Here is a 2,935-nt window from a genome sequence, read left to right as displayed (position 1 = left end):
CGGTGCCACGGGCGGCGTCGTCGGGGCGCTGTCGCAGGCCGGCGTATCGGACGAGGAAGCGCCCCTCTACGCCGAAGGCGTGCGGCGCGGCGGCACGCTGGTTTCGGCACGCGTTCGCGACGCTGATCGTGCGCGATACGAAGCCATCCTGAATCAATCGGCCGTCAATCTGCGCGACCGCAGCGCGGCCTGGCAGAAGTCAGGTTGGAAAAGCTACGATCCGTCCGCCCAGCCCTATGGTGCGGACGAGGTTCGCCGAGAGCGCCAACTCTACGGCACCGGCGTATGGTAAACAGTGGGCGGCCCGCCCAGGCGGGTCGCCTTTTCCTCGCACCCGCTGCATGTCTCGCGTCGGCATCATGGAAAGACGGTGGTGATGATCAGATCTGAGAAAGTCGTCAAGTCGGCGAAGGCAGTCTCTTTGGCTTTGATGGTGTGGTCGTCGGTCGCGTCAGCTCAGCCCGTGAGATGGACGACCTATACCATCCCGTCGACCGGCACCTCCGTCGATTTCCCCGCCTCGATCTTCACCGAAGACGCCGGCAGGCCCGATGGACAGGGACAGCGCTTCCGGACCGCCGACGGCCGAGCCGACCTCACGATTCAAGCCGCGCCCAACGTCTCCAACGACACGCCGGCGGTCTTTCTCGCCAGGAAGAATCCACCCTCGCGCATCCAGTACAAGCGCGTGACGTCGCGCTTCTTCGCGGTGTCGAGCTACAAGGGCGACAAGGTCTTCTACGACCGCTGCAACTTTTCGGGCCGGTTGGTCCATTGCGTGCTGATCAATTATCCCGCCAGTGAAGAGCGCGATTGGGACGGCATCGTCACGCGCATCAGCCTGTCTCTCCGCGGCAGCTAACCGGTCCCCCGTTCGAGCAGCCTGGACCGGCTATTCCGAAGCTCAGTTTGGTCGAACGCGGCAATCGGTGCGACGTTTTGTCAAAGCACCCGGGAACATTCAATAAATCACCGCATTGCTCCAGCATTGAAACAACTGGAGGCTAGGAAATGAAATACGCTTTGGCAGTTGCTGCTGTTGTTGCGCTTTCGACCCCCGCTTTCGCTGATGAAGTCGGCGTCCACGTCGGGCCGGTCGGCGCCGGGATTACCACTGGCGAATCCCATCGCGATATCGACCGCGATCGCACGACGACCGTGATCAAGGAGCGCGAGCCAACCGATCGTACGACGGTGATTAAGAAGGAGCACGACGAGCCTCGCGAGAAGACGATCATCAAAGAAGAGCACAACTGATCGGCAAGGGGCTGCGGTATTTCCGGAGCCCTTTCGCAGACGCGAAAGAATAGGCGCACCTGTCTTTGCCCGGGACCAGCGACATTCGCAACATGCGCCGGTTCCGCTAGTGGAGCACGCAAACGGGATTTGCCGCTTCGTCAGTCACTTCCATTCGCCATCCCTGACCGTGGGCGCCATCCAAGTCTTGAAGAAGCTGTCCAGTAGTGAAGGTAGCCTCCTTCCAAGCGGCACCCCTGCCCGGAAGAACCACCCCGGTCTCGTCAGCATGGCGTTTACCATGATGAATGTGAAAAATACCGAGGCATCCGGTGGTCCCATTACTGTGCGACGAAGCTGGCGGAATAATTAATCACCGAGGCTCTCGTTCCAAGCGTACGGCCGGAACGACACTTCCCGTTGGTTGACCTTCCCGAGGGACTTTAACGATGATCCGCAAATTGGATGGGGCGCGGCCATGATGCTCACTGGAGAGCATTTCGTGTGCCCGGTCCTGTTCCGGGTGAGGCGCGCCTTCCGCTTCTTTCGCGCGACATCCGCTGCGAACTCTGGGAGATAATCCCTGGCCCATGTCGGTGCGCTCTCCGGCTATCGGGACGGAACGCCTGGGCTGTTCATGCCTTATCCGCTGGAGAGGACCCAATGACACGCGCCTGGAACACGCCGATCTTCGCCATCGCCGCAATCTACTTCGTCGTGGACGGCTTTGCTTCGGCTGTGAACAGGCCGCTGACGGCTTGGCTCAGCAAAATGAGATTGCTGGAGCGTGTCCGACGATGGGTTACCACGCTCGGCCCCTATCAGTCGTTCGCGCTGTTTGCAGTGCCCGTGGCATTATTGGAACCGGCAAAACCCCTGAGCGGATACCTGATCGCCACCGGGCATTTCTTCACGGGCGCGGTTGTCTTCATCGCGGCAGAAGTCATCAAGCTCACCGTTGTCGAGCGACTCTTCCAACTGAACAAAAAGAAGCTGTTGTCGGTCCCGCTCTTCGCATGGGGATACAGTTATTGGCGCCGGATGATGGATTTTCTCGAATCCACGACGGCCTGGCAAAAGTGTCGGCGAATGGTTGCCGACGTCGGGAAATGGGTAGCAATCGCCAAATCCGCGCTACGATCTCATTCCTTAAATCAACCGGGACGTATGATCATCCGTCGCATACGGCGATCATAAACCGGTGTCGGCTGACTGGAAGATCGCCTCGATGAGCTTCATGGAAGGATCCGACGTTCGCGCCGAGGCCCCGGTCGCGGAGAACAGTACTGGCGGTTGGCGGTACCCGGACGTCCGCGCTTTCCGGGCGGAGCCGCTCGACAGCCTAGGCTACCAACCGATCTCGTCGAGCGGCGGACTGTCCGGCTCTCGATAGGCTAGTGCCGGAAGCAATGTTCGCAGATTTCGCCATCCCCGGCATGAACGGAACCGCCCTCGCGCCGTTCAAGATCGGATGCCGCACCTGCGATCAATTCGACGCGGCTAACCGCCGTCGTAGCCGCCCCCGCGCCTGCAGTTGGAGCCGGGTCTCCTCCGAAGACACCATGCGCGATTTCATCAGGATGATGGCGGCAATGATTTGCAGGCTATTGCTGACCCGGTGTTCTAGTTCTTCAAGCAGCACATCCTTCTCTCGCAAGAGCACCCGCTGCTTCTGCAACAGGCCCTCCCTTTCGCGCTC

General features: G+C 60.4%; 5 protein-coding genes and 1 pseudogene. 4 read left to right on the top strand and 2 right to left on the bottom strand.

The window, feature by feature from the left end; all coding sequences use genetic code 11:
* From H8B02_RS46645 to H8B02_RS46635, 3 genes and pseudogenes are all read left to right on the top strand, one after another.
* Positions 1–292 (top strand): annotated as a pseudogene (locus H8B02_RS46645) (hypothetical protein); the annotation flags it as partial.
* A 138-nt stretch (positions 293–430) separates the two neighbouring features.
* A complete protein-coding gene (locus H8B02_RS46640; RefSeq protein WP_229172427.1) occupies positions 431–862 on the top strand; it encodes a hypothetical protein in 432 nt (143 codons plus the stop codon).
* A 149-nt stretch (positions 863–1,011) separates the two neighbouring features.
* A complete protein-coding gene (locus H8B02_RS46635; protein WP_229172426.1) occupies positions 1,012–1,257 on the top strand; it encodes a hypothetical protein in 246 nt (81 codons plus the stop codon).
* A 106-nt stretch (positions 1,258–1,363) separates the two neighbouring features.
* Here H8B02_RS46635 and H8B02_RS49255 read toward each other — a convergent pair whose 3' ends face one another.
* On the bottom strand, positions 1,364–1,546 hold the full coding sequence (locus tag H8B02_RS49255; protein WP_376711798.1) for a DUF6894 family protein: 183 nt from the start codon (positions 1,544–1,546) through the stop codon (positions 1,364–1,366).
* Positions 1,547–1,899: 353 nt separating this feature from the next.
* Here H8B02_RS49255 and H8B02_RS46630 point away from each other — a divergent pair, with 353 nt between their 5' ends.
* Entirely contained in the window at positions 1,900–2,433 is a 534-nt protein-coding gene (locus H8B02_RS46630) for a hypothetical protein (RefSeq protein ID WP_229172425.1), read from the top strand.
* A gap of 289 nt (positions 2,434–2,722) precedes the next feature.
* Here the strand turns inward: H8B02_RS46630 and H8B02_RS46625 are convergent.
* On the bottom strand, positions 2,723–2,935 hold a 213-nt coding region (locus H8B02_RS46625), incomplete at its 5' end, for a histidine kinase dimerization/phosphoacceptor domain -containing protein (protein WP_283842325.1).

Source organism: Bradyrhizobium altum, assembly GCF_020889705.1.
GTDB classification, from domain to species: Bacteria; Pseudomonadota; Alphaproteobacteria; order Rhizobiales; family Xanthobacteraceae; genus Bradyrhizobium; species Bradyrhizobium altum.
Note: the sequence above shows the minus strand (reverse complement) of the source record. Positions and strands in the feature narration are given on the sequence as shown.